Raw genomic sequence first — 18,759 nt, 5'->3', positions numbered from 1 at the left:
TGACGGTACTTGTGCCACCGCTCGTAAAACAGGCACGGCCCAAGCCAGCGGACGCCGTGGAACTGGCTTTGCCAGGCCACTGGCGTCGTCCCCTCGAGGGGATGGCGCCGAAGGCGACTCAGGGGGGAGTCAATCCGCCAGAAAGCGCGAGTAGCGCGCCATGTCGACATTGCCGCCGCTGATGAGGATGCCCACGCGCTCGCCGTGCAGCAGCTTGCTGCCCCTGTCTTCGCCCGAGAACGCCTGTACGCCCGCGTAGGCCAGCGCGCCCGTCGGTTCGACGACGATCTTCATGCGCTCGGCAAAGAAGCGCAACGCGTGGATCAGCTCTTCGTCGCTGACGGTGATGATGTCTTCGGCGTGGTCGCGGATGATGGGGTAGGTGAGGTCGCCCAGGGCCTGGGTCTGTGCGCCGTCGGCAATGGTGTGCGGGGTGGGGATGCGCACCAGGGCGCCAGCGCGCAGCGACTGCTGGCCGTCGTTGCCAGTCTCGGGCTCGACGCCGATCACCTTGCATTGCGGCGCCAGCGCCTGCGCGGCCAGCAGGCTGCCGGCCAGCAGGCCACCGCCACCCACACAGACAAACAGATAGTCCAGGTCGGGCACTTCTTCAAACAGTTCTTTGGCGGCGGTGCCCTGGCCCGCAATGACGTGGGGGTGGTCGAACGGCGGCACCAGCGTCATGCCGCGCTCTTGCGCCAGCTGGCGGCTGATGGCCTCGCGGTCTTCGGTGTAGCGGTCGTAGGTGACGACCTGGGCGCCGTAGCCCCGGGTGGCCGCCATCTTGGCCGCGGGTGCGTCTTCGGGCATGACGATGACGGCGGGCATGTCCAGCAGCCGGGCCGACAGTGCAATGGCCTGCGCATGGTTGCCGGCCGAGAAGGCCAGCACGCCGCGCTCGCGCTGTTCGTCGGTGAACTGGGCCAGCGTGTTGAAGGCGCCGCGAAACTTGAAGGCGCCGGTGCGCTGCAGGTTCTCGCACTTGAAAAAGAGCTGGGCGCCGAGCATCTCGTCTGCCGTGGAAGAGCGCAGTACGGGCGTGTGGTGCGCCATGCCCTTGAGCCGGTGCGCGGCGGCGGCCACGTCGTCGTAGGTGGGTGGCGCGATGGTGGAGTGGGCGGCGGTCGGGGCGGGCAGGGTCATGGTGATGTCCTTGATGGCGGAGCGGCGCAGTGCAGTGCCAGCCCCTGTCGGCACATGATAGCCCGCCAACCGAAGTTATGGCATCAAAATAGCCGCCAGCGCTTGATGGGTAAGCGCTAGCAGCTATGAAATATGTAGTGCCCCACGGAGCCGTTGCCTAACGGCCCACTGAGCGAGACGCCGGTAGTCACTGGACCACGCCTGCTGTGCGCACCGTATTGCCCAGCCAAAAGGGGATGCCTTCTCTGCGCGGGCCGGGTCTCAGTGTCTGCCTTCACCCCAGCTCGCTGAAGCGGACAAGCGGCGTGAGGGCAGGGAAGTCGCCCGCGCGCTTTTGCTTCATCGCCGTGACCGATTCGCGCACATGCTGGTTGCTCCAGATCGCGCCCTGCAGCCATCCCATCTGGCGCAGGCTGTCTTCCACGCTGTGGTCGCGGGCGTAGTTCACGGCCTGCTTGGTGCCCCAGATGGCGACGGGCGGCTTGGTGGCAATCTCCTGCGCGCATTGCAGCGCGGCTGCGACCATGGCTTCTTGCGTGTCGAACACCTCGTTGACGAGACCGTAGCCCAGTGCCTTGGCGGCAGGAAGCCGGCGGCCGGTGTAGGCAAGCTCCTTGACCGCGCCCAGAGGGATCAGCTTGGGCAGGCGCTGCAGCGTGCCCACGTCGGCCACCATGCCGATGTTGATCTCCTGGATGCAGAAGAACGCGTCGGCCGTGGCGTAGCGCACGCAGGCGGCAGTGACCATGTCTACCGCGCCGCCGATGCACCCGCCGTGGATCGCCATGATCACGGGGATGCGCAGGCTTTCGATGCGGCTGAAGGTGGCCTGCATGTCGGTGAGCAGGTCGAAGATGGCGGCGCGGCCCTCGGGGCTCTGGTCGTCCATGGTGATGGCGCCGCCGAAGGTCTCGAGCGCCATGCCCGCGCTGAAGTGCTTGCCGGTGCTGCTGATGACCAGCGCCCGCGCCTCGCCTGTCTTGTTCAGCTGCGCCAGCACCTCGTCCAGCTCGCGCCAGAAGGTCGGGTGCATGGTGTTCATGGCCTCGGGGCGGTTCAGCACCAGATGGGCGACGTGGCTGTCGATGCTGAGCGAAAAGCAGGTGAAGGGTGGTGTGTTCATGGGCAGGCACTGTAGACCCGGCGGGCGGCGCTGTGTCGTCGCGTGGGTGACTTGGGGGCGACTTGGATGCGAAAGGGGCCCTGTCGCTTTCCCTATGTGCGCAGGGTGCTATGGATTGCGTAGCAGAGCGGAGGCCGGGGGCGCATAGGGCTGCGGTGCGATTGCTGCGCCGTGGCACGCCGCTGCTGCGCAATCGTCCGCAATCGCAGCGGCAGCGTGTTTAGCCTCGGTGGCTTTTCTTCGTTGCAAGAAAGGCCTTGTGTCAATTGCTTTCCATGCCGCCGTCCGGCGCCCGCCCTCATCCTGTCCGTCGCTTCGATGCAGCGCCCCGCGAGGGACGGGACCAGCCGCAGCCGCGCGAACGAGGGCAGGGCGCTGATGCGCACCACGCTGCGCTGCTGGTGCGCATAGCCGGCAAACGTGTCCTGCAGGGCCTGCAGCGCAGCCTTGGTCTGCTGGTGCAGGTGCAGGCCTTCGGGCGTGGGCGCCACCGACCGGGTGCTGCGCGTGAACAAGGGCACACCCAGGGTCTTTTCCAGTTCGCGCACACGGTGGCTCACGGTGCTGGCCGAGAGGCTGAGCGCATCGGCCGCTTTTTGAAAGCTGCGCCACTGCATCACCGCGTCGAAGGCGGCGATGAGGTGCAGCGGCGGGATGGAGTGCATGGGCGAAAGCGCTTTCTCTGAGGGACGGGTGGTGGGCGCCATGGGGCGCGGTGTGGGCCGGTAGCGCGTCAGTCCCCGCCGCCCCCGCCGCATCCGCTGCCGCAGCTTCCGCCATCGCTGCCTCCGTCACTGCTGCTGCTACCGCCATCGCTGCTGCTGGAGCTGCCGGAGCTACTGGAGCTTTCTGCCCCGCCAAAGTCGCCCGAGCTGCCGCTGTAGCTGTGGTCGGCGAAGTGGGTGCCGCAATAGGTGCCGCTGGCGTCGCCCCCGGCATCGCTTTTGCGGATGATGTCGCGGCAGTCGGGCACGTAGGCAAAGCCGCCCGCAATCGCAAGCTTGGCGTCCAGCGCAAACAGCAGCGGCAGGCGCGAGGGGTACTTGGGGTGGATGCCCTCGTCCTTGCACGCCCAGTACCAGGCGCGGCGCAGGCCGTCGTTGTTCTTGGCGCGGGCGCCCAGCGCTTCGGCGGGCGTGTGGTGCAAAAAGAAGCCCAGTGCGCGCTCACACCAGGTCTTGTAGGCCTGGGTGTGCAGGATGAACTCGTGCCACATGGCGTCCACCGCCTTGGACGGCATGGCCACGAACTGCTTCTTGCTGCGCATGCAGGCTATGAAGAACTGGCGCAACCCGCGCTCGACCAGTTCGCAGTCCTTCTGGTTCAGGTGGGGGTAGGCCTCGCGCAGCTTGCGCTTGAGGAACTGGGGCAAGACGGCCTCGCGCACGTAGCGCTCGCGCACCACGTTGGTCCACTGGATGACGATGGCCGCCAGCACCACGGTGGTGACCATGTAAGCCGCCCACGTCCAGCGCATGCGCCACAGCCCGGCGAACATGCCCACAAAGACCAGCACCCAGATACCGCTGGCCAGCAGCACCGTGCGGGGGCCCCAGCGCACGAGCAGGTTGTCGATGCGTCCCATCCCATCCTCCTGTTGTGTGTTGTTTTGTGCGCGCATGGTGCCATGCCTGCACGCGCGCCGGGAGAAGAATTTAAGGGGTGTGGCGAGGATGCTGAACGCTATTGAATTGATAGCTTCTGGCGCTTGATGGACAAGCGGTAGAGGCTTTTTGCAATGCCAGCAATGGTGCTCTTTGCTGCAGGCCGCAAAGAAGGCCTGGCGCAGCGTAGTGCTGTGTCACCACCTGCGGTCAAAAACACAACCACCGTTCACGCTGAGCTTGTCGAAGCGCCGCGTGAGGCTTCGACAAGCTCAGCCCGAACGGTTCGGTTGAATCGGCCATGTTCGGGACCCGCATCAGCGGACATTGCTGCTCTCGCTCGTTGCGGCGCGTACCGCTTCAGTAAAGACGTCAGTATGAGGACGCGCAGCGCCTCAGGGGGGGCTACCTCTTTTTGCTACCGAAGATGCCGCCCAGCACGCCGCGCAGGATCTCCTTGCCCAAAGTGGTGCCCATGGTGCGCACGGCCGACTTGGCCATGGTCTGCGCCAGGCCGTCCTTGCGCCCGCCGCGCGGGCCGGTGGTGCCGAAGAGCAGGTCGTTGAGGAAGCCGCCGTCCTGCGCGCCGCCTGGCGCCGTGCCCACGGGGGTGCCGCCGGGCGTGCGGGCAGCAGGCGTGCCGGCCGGTGTCGCGGGGGCGCTGTCCGCGCGGCCCTTGAGCTTTTCGTACGCCGACTCGCGGTCCACGACTTTTTCGTACACGCCCGCCACCAGTGACCCGGCCACCAGCGCCTGGCGTTGCTGTGGGGTGATGGGGCCAAGCTGGCTGCCTGGGGGCAGAACAAAGACGCGTTCGGTCACGCTGGGGCGGCCTTTGGCGTCCAGAAAACTCACCAGCGCCTCGCCCACAGCCAGTTCGGTGATGGCGGTTTCGATGTCCAGGCCCGGCTTTTGCCGCATGGTGGTGGCCGTGGCTTTGACGGCCTTCTGGTCGCGGGGGGTGAAGGCGCGCAGCGCGTGCTGGACGCGGTTGCCCAGCTGGGCGAGCACGCTGTCAGGGATGTCGAGCGGGTTCTGCGTGACGAAATACACGCCCACGCCCTTGGAGCGCACCAGGCGCACCACCAGCTCGATGCGTTCGACAAGCACCTTGGGCGCCTCGTTGAACAAGAGGTGGGCCTCGTCAAAAAAGAACACCAGCTTGGGCTGGTCGGGGTCGCCGATTTCAGGCAGTTGCTCGAACAGTTCAGACAGCATCCACAAGAGGAAGGTGGCGTACAGGCGCGGCGAATTCATCAGCTTGTCGGCCGCCAGGATGTTGACCACGCCGTGGCCATCCACCGTTTGCATGAAGTCCTGGATATTGAGCATCGGCTCGCCAAAGAACTCGCTGCCGCCCTGTTGCTCGATCTGCAAAAGGCCACGCTGGATGGCGCCCACGCTGGCGGCGCTGACGTTGCCGTATTCGGTGGTGAACTCCTTGGCGTTGTCGCCCACGTACTGCAGCATGGCACGCAGGTCCTTCAAGTCCAGCAGCAGCATGCCGTTGTCGTCGGCGATCTTGAACACCAGGTTGAGCACCCCGAGCTGGGTCTCGTTCAGGTTGAGCATGCGGCCCAGCAGCAGCGGGCCCATGTCCGACACCGTGGCGCGCACGGGGTGGCCCTGCTGGCCGAACACATCCCACAGCGTGGTGGGGCAGGCCAGCGGTGTAGGCAGGTCCAGACCTCGCTCTTTCAGCACGGCGGCCAGCTTGTCGCCGATCTTGCCGGGCTGGCTCGCACCGGTGAGGTCGCCCTTCACGTCGGCCATGAACACCGGCACGCCAATGCGCGAGAAGTTCTCGGCCAGGGTCTGCAGTGTCACGGTCTTGCCGGTACCGGTGGCCCCGGTGATGAGCCCGTGGCGGTTGGCCAGGCCGGGCAGCAGGTGGCATTCAGTCGTGTCGTGCTTGGCAATGAGCAGGGGTTCGGCCATGTCGGGTTTCCTCGGGGGAGCGGGCGGCAAAAAGTAAAATCGGCGGATGACGGGTTCGGCCCAGGGGCGACAGACGTGAAACGGGGGGATTTCGCACCACCGCGATGCGCAAGCCTCACCACGGCACGCGCTTTCCGCCACGAGTTGCAACACAGCCGTGGCGCAAAAGACACGGTTTACTGCCGCGCCGGACCGAACCAGCATGGCTAGATTAAATCAATACAAAAGGACTTCCCGTGGCAGGACACAGCAAATGGGCGAATATCCAGCACCGCAAAGGGCGGCAGGATGAAAAGCGCGGCAAGATCTGGACCCGCATCATTCGCGAAATCACCGTCGCTGCCCGTTCCGGCGGCGGCGACCTGTCTGCCAACCCCCGCCTGCGCCTGGCGGTGGACAAGGCCAAGGCGGCCAACATGCCCGCCGACCGCATCAAGTACAACATCGACAAGGCCACCGGCAACGCTGAGGGCTTGACCTACGAAGAAATCCGCTATGAGGGCTACGGCATCGGCGGCGTGGCCATCATGATCGACACCATGACCGACAACCGCGTGCGCACCGTGGCCGAAGTGCGCCACGCCTTCAGCAAGCACGGTGGCAGCATGGGGACCGAGGGTTCGGTGGTGTTTCAGTTCAAGCACTGCGGTCAGCTCATCTTTGCCCCCGGCACCAGCGAAGACAAGGTGATGGAGGTCGCGCTGGAGGCCGGTGCCGAAGACGTCGTCACCGGCGAAGACGGTGCCATCGAAGTGCTGACGAGCCCGGCTGATTTCGAAGCGGTCAAGGATGCGCTGCAGGCCGCAGGTCTGGTGCCCGAGGTGGCCGAGGTCACGATGCGTGCGGAGAACACCATCGAACTGGAAGGCGACGACGCTGCGCGCATGCAAAAACTGCTGGACGTGCTGGAAGATCTGGACGACGCTCAAGAGGTCTATCACAACGCGGCACTGTGAGATTACCCCTGAGGCGCTGCGCGCCTTCCCCCTGAGGGGGACGCACCCGGTGGCCTGGCGAAGCCAGTTCCACGGGTGCACTGGCGATGGGGCCGCGTCGGTTTCGAGGGCCCTGGCGCCCGGCGCAAAGAATTTTGAATAACTGCGATCGAGATGTTTTTCCCGAACCCTGTCCGTGGCCCAGCGCTGCGCCAGAGGTTCACAAAGGTTCTATGAAAGTACTTGTGATTGGTGGCGGCGGCCGTGAACACGCAATGGCCTGGAAGCTGGCCGAGTCTCCCAAGGTCACCAAGGTGTTTGTAGCGCCCGGCAATGGCGGCACGGCGCTCAACTCCAAGCTCGAAAACGTGGCCATCACCGACGTGCAGGCGCTGCGGGTGTGGGCGCAGGAGCAGAAGATCGCCCTCACGGTGGTCGGCCCCGAGGCGCCTCTGGCTGCCGGCGTCGTGGATGAGTTCCGCGCGCACGGCCTGCGCATTTTTGGCCCCACGCAAGCCGCTGCACAACTGGAAAGCTCCAAGGCCTTTTCCAAGGCCTTCATGCGACGCCACGGCATCCCCACCGCGGACTACGACACCTTTACTGACCCAGTGGCCGCCCACGCCTTTGTAGACCGCCTGGGTGCGCCCATCGTCATCAAGGCCGATGGCCTGGCTGCAGGCAAGGGCGTGGTCGTGGCCATGACGCTGAAGGAAGCGCATGACGCCGTCGACTTCATGCTGGTGGACAACAAGTACGGCGTGACGCACAACGAAGGTGGTGCGCGCGTGGTGATCGAGGAGTTCCTCGAAGGCGAGGAAGCCTCCTTCATCGTGCTGTGCGACGGCAAGAACGTGCTGGCACTGGCCACGAGTCAGGACCACAAGCGCCTCAAAGACGGCGACGAAGGCCCCAATACGGGCGGCATGGGCGCGTATTCGCCGGCGCCCGTGGTCACGGCCGACGTACACGCCCGCGCCATGCGCGAGATCATCCTGCCCACGATTCGCGGCATGGAAAAAGACGGCATCCCGTACACCGGCTTCCTCTATGCCGGTTTGATGATCGACGCCAAAGGTCATCCCAAGACGCTCGAATTCAACTGCCGCATGGGCGACCCGGAGACCCAGCCCATCCTGATGCGCCTGAAAAGCGATTTCAGCGATGTCATGGCCGCGGCGGCCGACGGCAAGCTCGACCAGATGGAACTGCAGTGGGACCGCCGCACCGCGCTGGGTGTGGTGATGGCCGCCCATGGCTACCCCGAAAGCCCGCGCAAGGGCGATGCGATCACCGGCCTGCCGCAGGATGCGGACGATGCCGTGGTGTTCCACGCCGGTACGCAGCTCAAGGACGGTGTAGTCAGCGTGACGGGTGGCCGCGTGTTGTGCGTGACGGTGCTGGCCGACAGCGTCAAGCAGGCGCAGCTGCGGGCGTACGACGTGGCGCGCGGCATTCAGTTTGATGGCGCCCAGTACCGCCGCGACATTGGCTTCAGGGCTGTCAAATAGCTCCCCCTGAGTCGCCTTCGGCGCCTTTCCCCTCTCTCGCCTCGCTGCGCGAAGCGTGAGGGGGACGCCCCCAGCGCGGCGGGGCGGCCCTTGCGCGGGGGCACTGGTCCTGGCAGCGCCAGTTTTATGGACCGCGAGTGGTGCGTGCGCAATAGATTACTGAAATGCAACAACAACCTGGACTGAACCCGGCCACCATGGCAACCGTACGCGACTATCTGCAGGGCCTGCAGGCCCGCATTACCGGTGCGCTCGAAGCCGTGGAAGGCGAGAGTGGTGCGCGTTTTGTAGCCGACGCCTGGAGCAAGGCCCCAGGCGAGCCTCTGCAAGGCGACGGCATCACCAAGATCCTGGAAAACGGCCGCGTGTTCGAGCGCGCCGGCTGCGGCTTCAGCCACGTGCGGGGGCCGCAGTTGCCGCCTTCGGCCACGCAGCACCGGCCTGAGCTGGCTGGCGCGCCGTTCGAGGCGATGGGTGTATCGCTGGTGTTTCACCCTCGGAACCCGTATGTGCCCACGGTGCACATGAACGTCCGCATGATCGCGGCAGGCCACCCCGGCCAGGCGCCCACCTGCTGGTTTGGCGGCGGCATGGACCTCACGCCGTACTACGGCTTCGAGGACGACGCGGTGCACTTTCATCGCACCTGCAGCGATGCGCTGGCCCCCTTTGGTGACGACAAATACCCCCGCTTCAAGCAGTGGTGCGACGAGTATTTTTTCCTCAAGCACCGCAGCGAGCAGCGCGGCGTGGGTGGCGTGTTCTACGACGACTTCTCGGAACTGGGCTTTGAGCAAAGCCTGGCGATGACGCAGTCGGTAGGCGACGCCTTTCTGGCGGCTTACCTGCCTATCGTCGAGCGGCGCCAGCACACCCCGTTTGGCGAGCGCGAGCGCGGCTTCCAGCTCTACCGCCGCGGCCGGTATGTCGAGTTCAACCTGGTGTGGGACCGGGGCACGCACTTTGGCTTGCAGTCGGGTGGGCGCACCGAATCCATTTTGTTGTCGATGCCGCCGCTGGTAGCGTGGTCATACCAGCGCTCAGAGGCTCCTGGCTCACCCGAAGCGGAGCTTGCCCAGCGCTTTCTGGTGCGGCGCGACTGGCTGGGCAGCGCGGCGCAACCCGCGACCTGATGCACCGGGATGATGGCGCCAGAAGGTAGAAAAAGCGTGAAAGCTATAATTTCAATAGCTGTACGCGCTTTTCACATGAGCGCCAGAGGCCAAAAACACCTCAAACTGCCGCGCCGCCCCAACGCGACGCCAGCGCAACACCCAAGGCGCAGCCCTACTGGCTGCGCGCAGCGTTGCACGCTATATTGAATCCATTTCCCTCTCTATTCACGACCTGATGACCACCTCCACCAAATCGGAAACCGCCGCCAAAAAAGACGTTACCAAGCTCCAGCGCGCCATCGTCGATGGGCTGGAGGACGTCAAGGCGCAAGACATCCAGGTTTTCAACACCGAGCATCTCTCGCCGCTGTTTGAACGGGTGATCGTGGCATCGGGGACTTCCAACCGCCAGACCAAGGCCCTCGCCGCCAGCGTGCGCGATGCGGTCAAGGAAGCCGGCTTCAACAAGCCGCGCATCGAAGGCGAAGACAACGGCGAATGGATCATCGTGGACTGCGGCGCCGCTGTGGCGCACATCATGCAGCCCGCCATCCGCCAGTATTACCGCCTGGAAGAGCTGTGGGGCGAAATGCCCGTGCGCCTGAAGCTCGGCGCTGCCAAGCCCCTTTCGACCGCTGCCGCTGACCTGGCCGAAAAGAAATCGGCCCAGAAGGCCGCCAAGTCGGGCGCCAAGGCCGCAGCAAAGACTCCGGCCAAGAAGTCGGCAGCCCCCACGGTGGCAGCCCGCTCCGGCAAGGCAACGGTGAAGGCCGTGGCCAAGACTGCAGCCAAGACGGCCGCTGCCGCACCGGCCAAGTCGGCCAGCGCCAAGACCGCGTCGAAGCCCGCCGCCAAAACCAGCGCGAGCAAACCAGCGGCCCGCACAGACAACAGGGCCGGCAGCAAGCCAGCCAGCAAACCGGCGACGAAGCCTGCCAGCAAGGCCGGCGGCAGCACCGCAGCACCCGCCAAGAAGCCCGCAAGCCCCAAGTCGACGCCCATCAAGACGGTGGTCGTCAAGCCCGGCGGCGCAAAGAAGCCTGCAGCCAAGAAGTCGTCGCCCGCAGCCAAGGCACCCGCCCGCGGCGAAGGCCGGCCAGCGTCCCGCACGTCTGCTTCTGGCGCGGCCAAGCCCGCTGCCAAGAAGGCGCCTGGCCGCAAGCGCTGATCGGGGGCCGCACTGCCGTGCGCCACGCGCACGCATCGGTCACCATCTGGTCCACCACGCACCCAGGCTGAGATTCCATGAAGCTGCTGATCGTGGCGGTAGGCCAGCGTGTGCCCGACTGGGCGCAAACCGCCTACGACGACTACGCCAAGCGTTTCCCGCCTGAGCTCAAGGTCGAGCTCAAGGCCGTCAAGACCGAGCCCCGTGGCTCGAAGACGCTGGAGACGCTCTATGCCGCTGAGCGTGATCGCATTGAGGCCGCCATCCCGCGCGGCACGCGGGTGGTGGCCCTTGACGAGCGCGGCACCAACCTCACCACCAAGGCGCTGGCCGAGCGGCTCAAAGGCTGGCAACTGGGCGGGGACGACGTGGCGCTGGTCATCGGTGGCCCTGACGGGCTTGACCCGGCCTTTCGCCAGGCCGCGCACGAGCGCATCCGCCTGTCGGACCTGACCTTGCCCCACGCCATGGTGCGCGTGCTGCTGATCGAGCAGCTCTACCGCGCCTGGTCAGTGAACGCCGGCCACCCGTACCACCGCGAGTGAGCGCACCGAGCCGGCGCATGGCCTAGGGGGCATTTGCTATTATTTTGGTAGCTATAAACCCTTGCTGAATAAGCGTTGAGGCCGGTTTTTAATCAAATCTTTTCATGCCTGACTTCATCTACCTCGCCTCCCAGAGCCCGCGCCGCCGACAGCTGCTTGAACAACTGGGCGTGCGGCATGAACTGCTGCTGCCCAATGTCGCCGGCGATGAGGTCGAAGACACCGAAGCCATCGAGGTCGTGCTGCCCGGCGAGGCCCCGACCGCCTACGTTGAACGGGTGACCGGCCTCAAGCTCGACGCCGCCGTGGCGCGGCGCGCGCGGCGCCAGCTGCCCGATGCGCCCATCCTTTGTTCGGACACCACCGTTGCGCTGGGCCGCACCATCTACGGCAAGCCGGACGACGCCGCGCACGCCGCGCGCATGCTGGCCGAGCTGGCGGGGCACGAGCACCGCGTGCTTACCGCCGTGGCGCTGCAGGTGGGCGCCAAGCGGCTCACGGGCCTGTCCGTCTCGCGCGTGACCTTTGCCGCGATGACGCCCGCACAGATCGATGCCTACGTGGCCACGGGCGAGCCGCTGGGCAAGGCCGGCGCCTACGGCATCCAGGGCCGCGCGGCCGCCCATGTGGAACACCTCGCAGGGAGTTATTCGGGCATCATGGGGTTGCCCATGTACGAGACGGCACAACTGCTGCACGCAGCGGGTTTTGCCGTCTAGGGCGCTTTCGAGTTCACGACACGCATCCATCTGTTCGCCCCCATCTTGTCGAAGCGTTTGCGCCGAGGCGCGCTGCACTCGACAAGCGCCCATGAACGGATATGTGCTGTGGTGACCTGCGAAATTTTCAGCCAGCGACGACGACAACCCGAGACAGCCACAACGCCATGCAACAAGACATTTTGATCAACTGGTCGCCGCAGGAGACGCGCGTGGCCATCGTGGAGCATGGCGCCGTGCAGGAGCTGCACATCGAGCGCACGCTGGAGCGTGGCCTGGTGGGCAACGTCTACCTGGGCAAGGTCTCGCGCGTGCTCCCGGGCATGCAGTCGGCCTTCATCGACATCGGGCTGGAGCGCGCGGCCTTTTTGCATGTGGCCGACGTGTGGCACCGCCAGCCCGATGGCGAGCCGCCCGCATTCGCGCGCAAGACCGAACCGCAAATCCCCATTGAAAAGCAGGTGTTCGAGGGCCAGGCCCTCATGGTGCAGGTCATCAAGGACCCCATCGGCACCAAGGGCGCGCGCCTGTCCACGCAGATCAGCATCGCGGGCCGCCTCTTGGTGTTTTTGCCCCAGGACGACCACGTGGGCGTCTCGCAGAAGATCCCCGGCGCCGAGCGCGACGCGCTGCGTGCGCGCCTGCAAGCACTCGTGGGCGACAAGTCCACGGGCGGTGGCGGCGGATTCATCCTGCGCACCAATGGCGAAGACTCCACCGACGAAGAACTGGCCGAAGACATTGCCTACCTACGCAAGACCTGGGCCCGCATCAAGGAGGCATCGCTCAAGCTGCCTGTGATGTCGCTGCTGCACCAGGACCTCGATCTGCTGCAGCGCGTGCTGCGCGACCTGGTGGGCGACCACACGCAGACCATCCGCCTCGATTCGCTGGAGCAATTCCAGCGCCTGCGCGCGTTCGGGCAGGAGTTCATGCCCGCCGCTGCGCCCAAGCTGCAGCACTACAAAGGCGAGCGGCCGATCTTCGACCTGTACTCCATCGACGAAGAAGTCGCCAAGGCCCTGGGCCGGCGGGTCGATTTGAAATCAGGCGGCTACCTCATCGTGGACCAGACCGAGGCGCTCACGACCATCGACGTGAACACCGGGGGCTACGTGGGCGCCCGCAATTTTGACGACACCATCTTCAAGACCAACCTGGAGGCCGCGCAGGCCATTGCGCGCCAGCTGCGCCTGCGCAACCTCGGCGGGATCATCATCGTGGACTTCATCGACATGGTGCGGGACGACCACCAGGATGCGGTGCTTACCGAGTTCAGAAAGCAACTCGCGCGCGACCGCGTGAAGACCATGGCCGGCGGTTTTTCGCAGCTGGGCTTGGTGGAAATGACACGCAAGCGCACCCGCGAATCCCTGGCCCACATGCTGTGCGAGCCCTGCGAGGCCTGCCAGGGCAAGGGCATCGTGAAGACTGCACGCAGCGTGTGTTACGACGTGCTGCGCGAGATCCTGCGTGAAGCCCGGCAGTTCAACCCGCGCGAGTTCCGCGTGGTGGCGTCACCGCGTGTGGTGGAACTCTTCCTGGACGAAGAGAGCCAGCATCTGGCCGGGCTGTCGGACTTCATCGGAAAACCGATTTCTCTGCAGTCGGAAAGCGCCATGGGGCAGGAGCAGTACGACATCGTGCTGCTCTAGCGCTCCTGCGCCCCCTTGCCCAGCGGATGGGGGCGTGATTCAGCTTTCGATCTGCATCGCCGGGCGCGCCTGCACCCGGGCCAGCCAGTCCTTCACATGCGGGTGGTCATTCACCGGCGCGCCCAGGTACACGCTGTAGCCCAGCACCGACCCCACCACCAGGTCCACCAGCGAATAGTCGGCGCCCAGCATCCAGGGCTGCGCGGCCAGCCGCGCGTCCAGCACCGCCAGCAAGCTGTTCAGTCCGGCCGTGGCGGCCTGCGCATGCACGCCGCTGCGCAGCGATTCCTCACCCTGCGTCGCCACCTGCAGGCGCACCAGCACCGCGCCGTAGGTCACATACGACCAAGCACACCACGACAGGGCCTGCAGCGCCTCGGGCGTGCCCGCTGCGGGCCACAAACCGCGCTCGATGCCAAAGCGATGGCCCAACCACAGGTGGATGGCCAGGGTCTCGAACATCGGGGCACCGTCCACGGTCAGGGTCGGGACCTTGCCGTTGGGATTGAGGGCCAGGTACTCGGGGCGGTGCTGCTCGCCGGCGCGGATGTCGACCTTCACGCGTTCGTGGGGCACGCCCAGCTCGGCAAGGGTGCAGGCGATAGGGCTGGCGCTGGACATGGGGTGCCAATAGAGAACGATGGACATGGAGAGCTCCTTAGGGTTGTGGAAGAAAAGGTGGGTCCACTGTAGAAGCGATTGCGGACAGTTTCCGCCCTCAATGCGCAGTAGAGTGATGCCATGCTGACCTCATCCACCCGCCTTCTGCGCCTGCTCTCCCTGCTGCAAACCCGCAACCACTGGATGGGGCAGGAGCTGGCCGAGCGCCTGGAGGTGCACCCACGCACGCTGCGGCGCGATATCGACCGCCTGCGCCAGCTGGGCTACCCGGTGCACGCGAGCAGCGGTGTGGCGGGGGGTTATGCCTTTCGCGCAGGGCAGGCGCTGCCGCCCCTGCTGCTGGACGACGAGGAAGCGCTTGCCGTATCGATTGCCCTGCGCACCGCCACCGCCGGAGCGGTGGGCGGGATCGAAGAACCTGCGCTGCGCGCGCTGGTCAAGCTGGAGCAGGCCATGCCCGCGCGGCTGCGGCAGCGGCTCGACGCACTGCGCTCGGCCATCGTGCCCATGGACCGGGTGGGGCCGGTGGTCGATGCATCACTGCTGGCCACGCTGGCGCTCGCCTGCCGCGACCAGTTGCGCCTTGGGTTCACGTACCAGGACATCCGCGGGCGCAGCGCCGAACGCTCGGTGGAGCCGCAGGGCGTGGTGCACACGGGCCTGCGCTGGTACCTGGTGGCGTGGGACCTTGCGCGCAATGACTGGCGCACCTTTCGCATTGATCGCATCGTCGGCCTGCCCGCGATGGGCGCGCATTTCTCGCCGCGGGCCTCTCCCGAAGGGGGAGACCTCAAGGCCTTTGTCTCGCGCGCCGTGTCCGTGTCGCCCTACGACGAACAGGCGCGCATCGTGCTGCACGCACCCCATGCCGAGATGGCGCGGCGCATCCCGCCCGCTGCGGGGCTGTTGACGCCCCTGGACGGCGGGCAGCGTTGCCAGCTGGAGTGTGGTGCGCATGCGCTGGACTCGCTCACGTACTGGCTGATGGCGCTCGATGTCGACTTCGAGGTGCTGGCGCCGACATCGTTGAAGGACCGGTTGCGGGTGGCGGCCGAGCGGGCCATGCGGTGCACGGCCTAAGAAAGTGTTCACGATCGCCCAGGGATCGCCCAGGGGTCGCGCAGCGGTCTTGGCGGATGGGATGCTGGGCGCGGGGCGCAGTGCATAGCCCGGCTATCCACAAGCGCCGCAACGCCGCAGACCGCCCGCCAAGACTACTGCCCGAAGGGTTGGAGCGAAATCGGGCCGATGAACTCAAATGTTTGGCGCCCCGGCTGCTTGCATGGGCATGAGCCCATGCGGCGCATGCGGCGCATCCGAAGCATCCACTCCTCCCGATTGCGCTCCAACGCGACCCCTGCGAGATCGTGAACACGTTCTAAAGACCGGTCGCGAACCAATCCCCCTTGCGGCCCGCTGCACGGTCCGCCACGTTGACCCGCTGGTTGCGCACGCCGCTGCGGCGCCTTGGCCGGCATTGCGCCTGCAGCGCTGCTGGCAAGATCGTCCGCATTTCTGATTTGCAGAGGTGCGGCGATGTTGATCAATTGTGTTGTGTATGAAAACGGCACCAAGCGGGCTGATATCCCCGTCAGTGAGATCAGGGACCACATTGCGCTGCCTGGATGTTTTGTCTGGGTGGCCTTGCAGGACCCGACGCCCGAGGAGCTTGACAAGTTGAAGGGCGAGTTCGGCCTGCACCCGCTCGCGGTAGAGGACGCCCACCATGGCCACCAGCGGCCCAAGGTCGAGGAGTACGGCGACTCGCTGTTTGCGGTCATGCATCTGCTCGAATCCAGCGGCGTGGCAGCGGGCTTGACCATCGGCGAGCTCAATGTGTTTGTGGGCGAGAACTACGTGGTCTCGGTGCGCAACCGCAGCGAGCATGGTTTCGTCGATGTGCGCGAGCGTTGCGAGCGCGAGCCGGAGTTGCTGCGCAACGGACCTGGTTTTGTGCTCTATGCGCTCATGGACGCGGTGGTGGACCGCTACTTCCCCGTCATCGACGCGCTGGAAGTCGAGCTGGAAACCATCGAGCAGCAGATATTTACGCAGCGGGCCGGGCGCGCCAGCATCAAGCGGTTGTATGAGCTCAAGCAGCGGCTCACGGTGCTCAGGCACGCGGTCGCGCCGCTGCTCGAAGGGGCGTCCAAGCTGCACGGCGGACGCGTTCCGCAGATCTGCACGGGGTCGCAGGATTACTTCCGCGATGTGGTCGACCACTTGGCCCGCATCAACACCTCCATCGACTCCATCCGCGACACCATCGGCACAGCGATCCACGTCAACCTGTCCATGGTCACCATTGAGGACGGCGAGGTGGTCAAGCGCCTGGCTGCATGGGCCAGCCTGTTTGCGGTGTGCACCGCGTTTGCGGGCATCTGGGGCATGAACTTTGAGCACATGCCCGAATTGAAATGGCGCTACGGGTATGCGGTGGCACTCACGCTCATCGCCAGCACCTGCGGCTTTCTGTACTTTCGCTTTCGCAAGGCGGGTTGGCTCTAGGGCCGCGCCGCGGCCCCCTGCTGAGTTCCCTCCGCGGGCCATTCACGCCGTCCGCGCCGCCTGCATTTTTACGGCGTTTTTACGGCGCTCCCTGCAGTCTGTGCACACTTTTTACGGACGGCTCTTGAGAATCAAACACAGGTTTTGATGCAGGAGTTGTCGATGGACGTGATCTGGTTGGCCGCAATGGCGGCGCTGTGGGTAGTGGTGGCCGAGGCCGTCGTTTTGCTGGGCCAACACGGCCCGGCCAAGGGTGAACGGCCATGATGAGCCTTGAAGTGCTGTATGGCTTCGGCGCCATCGTGGCCATCGGTTTGCTGGCCTATCTGGTGTTTGCGCTGATCTGCGCCGAGGAGTTCTGACATGGACACCTCTGCCTGGACCCTGCTTGGGGTTTTTCTGATCGTGCTGGGCGTGCTGGCATGGCCGCTGGGCCGCTGGCTGGCCGCCGTGTGCGATGGGCAACTACCGCGATGGATGCATGCAGTGGAAAAGCCGCTGTACCGGCTCGCCGCAGTCGCGCCTGAACAGTCCATGCACTGGCGCACCTACGCACTGGCGCTGCTGGCCTTCAATGCCCTCGGCGCGTTGGTGGTGTATGGGCTGCAGCGCTTGCAGCATTTGCTTCCGCTCAATCCACAGGGAATGGGCGCCGTGTCCAGAGATTCCTCGTTCAACACTGCGGTCAGCTTTGTCACCAACACCAACTGGCAGGGTTATGTGGGCGAGGCGACGATGAGCTACCTCACGCAGATGCTGGGCTTGGCGGTACAGAACTTCTTCTCGGCCGCCACGGGCATTGCGGTGGCTTTTGCGCTGGCCCGGGGCTTTGCCGCGCGGCGCACCGATGGCCAGGGCCATGTGGGTAACTTCTGGACCGACGTGACGCGCATCATCTCCTGGGTGCTGGTGCCGATTTCGCTGGTGGTTGCCATCGTGCTGGTCGGGCAGGGCGTCATCCAGAATTTTGACGCGTACAAGGACGTGGCAACGCTGGAGCAAACGGCCTACGAAGTGCCCAAGCTCGACGCGGCGGGCCAGCCGGTGCATGGCGCAGACGGTGCCCCCGTGACGGAGGCCAAGGTAAGCAACACGCAGACGCTTGCCATGGGCCCTGTCGCATCGCAGGAGGCCATCAAGATGGTCGGCACGAACGGCGGCGGTTTCTTCAACGCCAACTCCGCCCATCCGTATGAGAACCCGACCGCGCTGGCCAACTTTGTGCAGATGCTGGGGATCTTTCTCATCCCCGCCGCATTGTGTTTTGCATTCGGCCGGGTGGTGGGTGACCAGCGCCAGGGTTACGCGCTACTGGCGGCCATGACGGTGATATTTGCGGTGGCCGTGGTGGCCCTGGTGGCGGCGGAGCAGGCCGGCAACCCGCAGTGGTCGGCCTTGGGCGTGGACCAGGCTGCAGGCGCGCTGCAGTCAGGCGGCAACATGGAAGGCAAGGAGGTGCGCTTTGGCATCACTGCGTCAGCGTTGTTTGCGGCGGTGACCACGGCGGCATCGTGTGGCGCCGTGAATGCGATGCACGACTCGTTCACGCCCCTGGGCGGCATGGTGCCCCTGGTGCTGATGCAACTGGGCGAGGTGGTGTTCGGCGGCGTGGGCTCGGGCCTGTATGGCATGTTGGTGTTCGCCATCCTCGCGGTGTTCATGGCGGGTCTCATGATCGGCCGCACGCCGGAGTACCTGGGCAAGAAGATCGAGGTGCGCGAGATCAAGCTCACCTCAGCCGCCATCCTGGTCACCCCCATCCTTGTGTTGGTGGGCACGGCCATTGCCGTGAGCGTGGACGCGGGCAGGGCGGGCATTGCCAACCCGGGGACGCATGGCTTCTCGGAAATCCTCTACGCCCTCACGTCCGCCGCCAACAACAACGGCAGCGCCTTTGCGGGCCTGTCGGCCAACACGCCGTTTTACAACGTGCTGCTGGCAGTGGCGATGTGGTTCGGCCGCTTTGGGGTGATCGTGCCTGTGCTGGCCATCGCCGGATCGCTGGCTGCAAAAAAGCGCCTGCCGGTCACGGCGGGCACCATGCCCACGCACGGGCCGCTGTTTGTCACGCTGCTGGTGGGGACGGTGCTTTTGGTGGGGCTTCTCAACTACGTGCCCTCCCTGGCCCTGGGGCCGATGGTGGAGCACCTGGTGCTCTGGGCTCAATAAGGTTT

The 18,759-nt window shown here is 65.6% G+C and carries 17 protein-coding genes; 11 read left to right on the top strand and 6 right to left on the bottom strand.

Translation table 11 applies throughout. The features are described from left to right. Nucleotides 1-129: 129 nt before the first annotated feature. From ACSQ3Q_RS13315 to ACSQ3Q_RS13295, 5 genes are all read right to left on the bottom strand, one after another. Entirely contained in the window at nt 130-1,143 is a 1,014-nt protein-coding gene (locus ACSQ3Q_RS13315) for a threo-3-hydroxy-L-aspartate ammonia-lyase (protein ID WP_436134847.1), read from the bottom strand. 274 nt (nt 1,144-1,417) lie between these two features. Further along, nucleotides 1,418-2,266: an enoyl-CoA hydratase-related protein gene (locus ACSQ3Q_RS13310; protein ID WP_436134846.1), complete on the bottom strand. Its 849-nt coding sequence runs from the start codon at nt 2,264-2,266 to the stop codon at nt 1,418-1,420. A gap of 92 nt (nt 2,267-2,358) precedes the next feature. Continuing rightward, the gene (locus tag ACSQ3Q_RS13305) at nt 2,359-2,931 is read right to left on the bottom strand and encodes a LysR family transcriptional regulator (RefSeq protein WP_436134845.1); all 573 of its coding nucleotides are present in this window, start codon (nt 2,929-2,931) and stop codon (nt 2,359-2,361) included. A 68-nt stretch (nt 2,932-2,999) separates the two neighbouring features. Next, nucleotides 3,000-3,851 carry a glycine-rich domain-containing protein gene (locus ACSQ3Q_RS13300; RefSeq protein ID WP_436134844.1) on the bottom strand — a complete coding sequence of 284 codons (852 nt, stop codon included), beginning with the start codon at nt 3,849-3,851 and terminating at the stop codon, nt 3,000-3,002. Between the two features lie 424 nt (nt 3,852-4,275). Continuing rightward, entirely contained in the window at nt 4,276-5,808 is a 1,533-nt protein-coding gene (locus tag ACSQ3Q_RS13295) for a helicase HerA-like C-terminal domain-containing protein (protein ID WP_436134843.1), read from the bottom strand. A gap of 236 nt (nt 5,809-6,044) precedes the next feature. On the opposite strand from ACSQ3Q_RS13295, the gene ACSQ3Q_RS13290 reads away from it, so the two are divergent. From ACSQ3Q_RS13290 to rng, 7 genes are all read left to right on the top strand, one after another. Then, nucleotides 6,045-6,764: a YebC/PmpR family DNA-binding transcriptional regulator gene (locus tag ACSQ3Q_RS13290; RefSeq protein ID WP_436134842.1), complete on the top strand. Its 720-nt coding sequence runs from the start codon at nt 6,045-6,047 to the stop codon at nt 6,762-6,764. Nucleotides 6,765-6,976: 212 nt separating this feature from the next. Continuing rightward, nucleotides 6,977-8,254 (top strand): phosphoribosylamine--glycine ligase, encoded by a 1,278-nt coding sequence (gene purD / locus ACSQ3Q_RS13285; RefSeq protein WP_436134841.1) that lies wholly within the window; start codon nt 6,977-6,979, stop codon nt 8,252-8,254. 164 nt (nt 8,255-8,418) lie between these two features. Beyond that, entirely contained in the window at nt 8,419-9,387 is a 969-nt protein-coding gene (gene hemF / locus ACSQ3Q_RS13280; RefSeq protein ID WP_436134840.1) for an oxygen-dependent coproporphyrinogen oxidase, read from the top strand. 217 nt (nt 9,388-9,604) lie between these two features. Next, on the top strand, nt 9,605-10,537 hold the full coding sequence (rsfS, locus tag ACSQ3Q_RS13275) for a ribosome silencing factor (protein ID WP_436134839.1): 933 nt from the start codon (nt 9,605-9,607) through the stop codon (nt 10,535-10,537). A 77-nt stretch (nt 10,538-10,614) separates the two neighbouring features. Continuing rightward, on the top strand, nt 10,615-11,082 hold the full coding sequence (gene rlmH / locus ACSQ3Q_RS13270) for a 23S rRNA (pseudouridine(1915)-N(3))-methyltransferase RlmH (protein ID WP_436134838.1): 468 nt from the start codon (nt 10,615-10,617) through the stop codon (nt 11,080-11,082). 104 nt (nt 11,083-11,186) lie between these two features. Next, entirely contained in the window at nt 11,187-11,801 is a 615-nt protein-coding gene (locus ACSQ3Q_RS13265; protein ID WP_436134837.1) for a Maf family protein, read from the top strand. A 167-nt stretch (nt 11,802-11,968) separates the two neighbouring features. Further along, nucleotides 11,969-13,456 carry a ribonuclease G gene (gene rng / locus ACSQ3Q_RS13260; protein WP_436134836.1) on the top strand — a complete coding sequence of 496 codons (1,488 nt, stop codon included), beginning with the start codon at nt 11,969-11,971 and terminating at the stop codon, nt 13,454-13,456. A 39-nt stretch (nt 13,457-13,495) separates the two neighbouring features. Here the strand turns inward: rng and ACSQ3Q_RS13255 are convergent, their stop codons facing one another. Continuing rightward, a complete protein-coding gene (locus tag ACSQ3Q_RS13255) occupies nt 13,496-14,104 on the bottom strand; it encodes a glutathione S-transferase family protein (RefSeq protein WP_436134835.1) in 609 nt (202 codons plus the stop codon). Between the two features lie 93 nt (nt 14,105-14,197). Here ACSQ3Q_RS13255 and ACSQ3Q_RS13250 point away from each other — a divergent pair, with 93 nt between their 5' ends. The 4 genes from ACSQ3Q_RS13250 to kdpA all read left to right on the top strand — a co-directional run bounded on the left by ACSQ3Q_RS13250 (nt 14,198) and on the right by kdpA (nt 18,754). Then, complete coding sequence (locus tag ACSQ3Q_RS13250) at nt 14,198-15,157, top strand: helix-turn-helix transcriptional regulator (RefSeq protein ID WP_436134834.1); 960 nt, start codon at nt 14,198-14,200, stop codon at nt 15,155-15,157. A gap of 456 nt (nt 15,158-15,613) precedes the next feature. Next, nucleotides 15,614-16,585 carry a magnesium and cobalt transport protein CorA gene (locus ACSQ3Q_RS13245; RefSeq protein ID WP_436134833.1) on the top strand — a complete coding sequence of 324 codons (972 nt, stop codon included), beginning with the start codon at nt 15,614-15,616 and terminating at the stop codon, nt 16,583-16,585. 263 nt (nt 16,586-16,848) lie between these two features. Further along, nucleotides 16,849-16,947 (top strand): K(+)-transporting ATPase subunit F, encoded by a 99-nt coding sequence (kdpF, locus tag ACSQ3Q_RS13240; protein ID WP_436134832.1) that lies wholly within the window; start codon nt 16,849-16,851, stop codon nt 16,945-16,947. A 1-nt stretch (nt 16,948) separates the two neighbouring features. Then, nucleotides 16,949-18,754 (top strand): potassium-transporting ATPase subunit KdpA, encoded by a 1,806-nt coding sequence (kdpA, locus tag ACSQ3Q_RS13235; RefSeq protein ID WP_436134831.1) that lies wholly within the window; start codon nt 16,949-16,951, stop codon nt 18,752-18,754. Nucleotides 18,755-18,759 lie beyond the last annotated feature (5 nt).

The organism is Acidovorax sp. LjRoot129 (genome assembly GCF_964253765.1).
Taxonomy (GTDB): domain Bacteria; phylum Pseudomonadota; class Gammaproteobacteria; order Burkholderiales; family Burkholderiaceae_C; genus Acidovorax.
The sequence above is the reverse complement of the archived record's forward strand: the minus strand, read 5'-3'. Positions and strand labels throughout refer to the sequence as shown.

Excerpts from the sequence above, each read along its gene's own strand:
- ACSQ3Q_RS13315 (WP_436134847.1), bottom strand. The coding sequence starts at position 1,143 with ATGACCCTGCCCGCCCCGACCGCCGCCCACTCCACCATCGCGCCACCC.
- ACSQ3Q_RS13305 (WP_436134845.1), bottom strand. The coding sequence starts at position 2,931 with ATGCACTCCATCCCGCCGCTGCACCTCATCGCCGCCTTCGACGCGGTG.
- rng (WP_436134836.1), top strand. The coding sequence starts at position 11,969 with ATGCAACAAGACATTTTGATCAACTGGTCGCCGCAGGAGACGCGCGTG.
- ACSQ3Q_RS13255 (WP_436134835.1), bottom strand. The coding sequence starts at position 14,104 with ATGTCCATCGTTCTCTATTGGCACCCCATGTCCAGCGCCAGCCCTATC.
- ACSQ3Q_RS13265 (WP_436134837.1), top strand. The coding sequence starts at position 11,187 with ATGCCTGACTTCATCTACCTCGCCTCCCAGAGCCCGCGCCGCCGACAG.
- ACSQ3Q_RS13310 (WP_436134846.1), bottom strand. The coding sequence starts at position 2,266 with ATGAACACACCACCCTTCACCTGCTTTTCGCTCAGCATCGACAGCCAC.
- kdpF (WP_436134832.1), top strand. The coding sequence starts at position 16,849 with ATGATGAGCCTTGAAGTGCTGTATGGCTTCGGCGCCATCGTGGCCATC.
- ACSQ3Q_RS13250 (WP_436134834.1), top strand. The coding sequence starts at position 14,198 with ATGCTGACCTCATCCACCCGCCTTCTGCGCCTGCTCTCCCTGCTGCAA.
- rlmH (WP_436134838.1), top strand. The coding sequence starts at position 10,615 with ATGAAGCTGCTGATCGTGGCGGTAGGCCAGCGTGTGCCCGACTGGGCG.
- ACSQ3Q_RS13245 (WP_436134833.1), top strand. The coding sequence starts at position 15,614 with ATGTTGATCAATTGTGTTGTGTATGAAAACGGCACCAAGCGGGCTGAT.
- ACSQ3Q_RS13300 (WP_436134844.1), bottom strand. The coding sequence starts at position 3,851 with ATGGGACGCATCGACAACCTGCTCGTGCGCTGGGGCCCCCGCACGGTG.
- hemF (WP_436134840.1), top strand. The coding sequence starts at position 8,419 with ATGCAACAACAACCTGGACTGAACCCGGCCACCATGGCAACCGTACGC.
- kdpA (WP_436134831.1), top strand. The coding sequence starts at position 16,949 with ATGGACACCTCTGCCTGGACCCTGCTTGGGGTTTTTCTGATCGTGCTG.
- purD (WP_436134841.1), top strand. The coding sequence starts at position 6,977 with ATGAAAGTACTTGTGATTGGTGGCGGCGGCCGTGAACACGCAATGGCC.
- ACSQ3Q_RS13295 (WP_436134843.1), bottom strand. The coding sequence starts at position 5,808 with ATGGCCGAACCCCTGCTCATTGCCAAGCACGACACGACTGAATGCCAC.
- rsfS (WP_436134839.1), top strand. The coding sequence starts at position 9,605 with ATGACCACCTCCACCAAATCGGAAACCGCCGCCAAAAAAGACGTTACC.